This is a genomic window from Curtobacterium sp. MCBA15_013 (assembly GCF_001865095.1).
In the GTDB taxonomy this organism is placed as follows: Bacteria; Actinomycetota; Actinomycetes; order Actinomycetales; family Microbacteriaceae; genus Curtobacterium.
The window spans coordinates 3,991-5,814 of record NZ_MJGQ01000022.1; the positions used below are offsets into that span (position 1 = coordinate 3,991).

A 1,824-nucleotide genomic window follows, 5' to 3' on the forward strand; every position below is an offset into this window, starting at 1 on the left:
ACGAGCCCATCATGCTCGTGGCCGACCCCGCCTGCATCCGTCCGGGGGACAGCGGCTGAGTGGTGCACGGTCGACCGCAGGTACAAGGGAGCCATGACTCGAGTGGCAGTGGTGACCGGTGGTTCCGCAGGACTGGGACGGGCGACGGTGCGGGAGCTCGCCGCGCGGGGGTGGGACGTCGCGGTGCTCGCGCGGGGGCGGGACGGGGTCGAGGCCGCGGTCGCCGAGGTCGAGGCGGCCGGACGACGAGGGCTGGCACTGGTCGCGGACGTGTCCGACCGGGAGGCCGTCGAGGCAGCCGCGGACCGCGTCGAACAGGAGCTCGGGCCGATCGACCTCTGGGTCAACGGCGTGATGGTCGGCGTGTTCGGACGGTTCATGGAGACCGCACCCGAGGACTTCGAGCGCGCACTGCACGTGACCTACCTCGGCTTCGTGAACGGCACCCGGGCAGCGCTGTCCCGGATGGTCCCGCGCGACCGCGGGCAGGTCGTCCAGGTCGGTTCGGCCCTCGGCTTCCGGGGCATCCCGCTGCAGGCCGCGTACTGCGGGGCGAAGCACGCGATCGTCGGGTTCACCGAGTCGGTCGTCTCCGAGCTCCTCGAGCAGGGCAGCAAGGTGCAGGTCTCCCGCGTCGACATGCCCGCGCTCAACACCATCCAGTTCCAGTGGGTGAAGTCGAAGCTGCCGCACCAGCCCCAGCCGGTCGCACCGATCTACCAGCCGGAGGTCGGCGCACGGGCGATCGCCGCCGTGGCCGAGCGGCCCCGTCGCCGCACCTGGGTCGGTGAGTCGACGGTCTACACGATCCTCGGCAACCGCATCAGCGGGCGGTTCGCGGACTGGTACGCCGCGAAGACGCTGGTGTCCGGGCAGCAGGACCCCGAGAAGGACGGCTCGGCGATCGGCGTGAACCTCTACGAACCGGTTCCAGGGGACCACGGGGCGCACGGGGTGTTCGACGACACCGCGCACGCCTGGTCGCCGCAGACCTGGTGGGTGGAACACCGCCGGCTCGGGAACGGGATCGTCGGCGCGGTGCTGGCCGGTGCGGCGGGAGCCGTGGCGCTGGCGGCGGGACGACGACGATGACGTCGGGCTCCGGTGTCGAGGCCGTCCGGGCCGCCGTGGGGATCGGGCACGCGGTCCGGGCCGCACGGGGCGGTGGGCAGCCGGTGCTGGACGTCGTGCTCGCGGCGCGGCAGCTCGCCCAGGCGGGGCTGGTCGGTCGCGCCGGGACTCCCGACGCACACACGCTCAGCGCGGTCGTGGACACCCTCCACGGCCTGACGATGGTGCCGCTGGCCGTCGCGGACCGGCGGCGGCGCCGGTTCGCCCTCGGCCAGCTCGGGATCTCCCTCGTGCTGGTGATCGCCGAGGGCGCGGCCGTCGGCAGCGGACGACGTGCTGTCGGAGGTGCTCGGTAGCGTCCCGGGCATGAGCACGACCTACTCCGTCGCGTCCTCGCTGGACGGGTTCGTCGCCGCGCCCGGCGACGACCTCGACTGGCTGCTGCAGTTCGGCTTCGAGCCGTTCCAGGAACACCACGACCGCTTCTTCGCGGGCGTCGGCGCCCTCGTGATGGGGTCGACCACGTACGAGTGGCTGCTCGCCCACGACGACACCTGGGCGTACCCGGACCTACCGACCTGGGTGTTCACCACGCGCGAGCTGCCCGTGCCGGACGGCGCCGAGGTGCACTTCGTCTCGGGATCGGTCGCGGACCACCAGTCGGTCCTCGAGCGAGCGGCGGGCGACCGCGACGTGTGGGTCGTCGGCGGCGGCCTCCTCGCGGCGCAGTACCAGCAGGCCGGGCTGCTCGAC

General features: G+C 73.1%; 3 protein-coding genes. All 3 read left to right on the forward strand.

Going from position 1 to position 1,824, the window contains the following annotated elements; translation table 11 throughout:
- Positions 1–93 precede the first annotated feature (93 nt).
- Positions 94–1,092, forward strand: a complete 999-nt coding sequence (locus tag BIV01_RS12005; protein WP_071302991.1) for an SDR family oxidoreductase — start codon at positions 94–96, stop codon at positions 1,090–1,092.
- The gene (locus BIV01_RS12010) at positions 1,089–1,427 is read left to right on the forward strand and encodes a hypothetical protein (RefSeq protein WP_071302992.1); all 339 of its coding nucleotides are present in this window, start codon (positions 1,089–1,091) and stop codon (positions 1,425–1,427) included. The genes BIV01_RS12005 and BIV01_RS12010 overlap by 4 nt, the downstream gene beginning before the upstream one ends.
- Before the next feature lie 10 nt (positions 1,428–1,437).
- Positions 1,438–1,824, forward strand: a 387-nt coding sequence (locus BIV01_RS12015; RefSeq protein ID WP_175473707.1) for a dihydrofolate reductase family protein, incomplete at its 3' end; no start/stop codon positions are given.

Coding starts and splice junctions, on each gene's coding strand:
- BIV01_RS12005 (WP_071302991.1), top strand. CDS start 94: ATGACTCGAGTGGCAGTGGTGACCGGTGGTTCCGCAGGACTGGGACGG.
- BIV01_RS12010 (WP_071302992.1), top strand. CDS start 1,089: ATGACGTCGGGCTCCGGTGTCGAGGCCGTCCGGGCCGCCGTGGGGATC.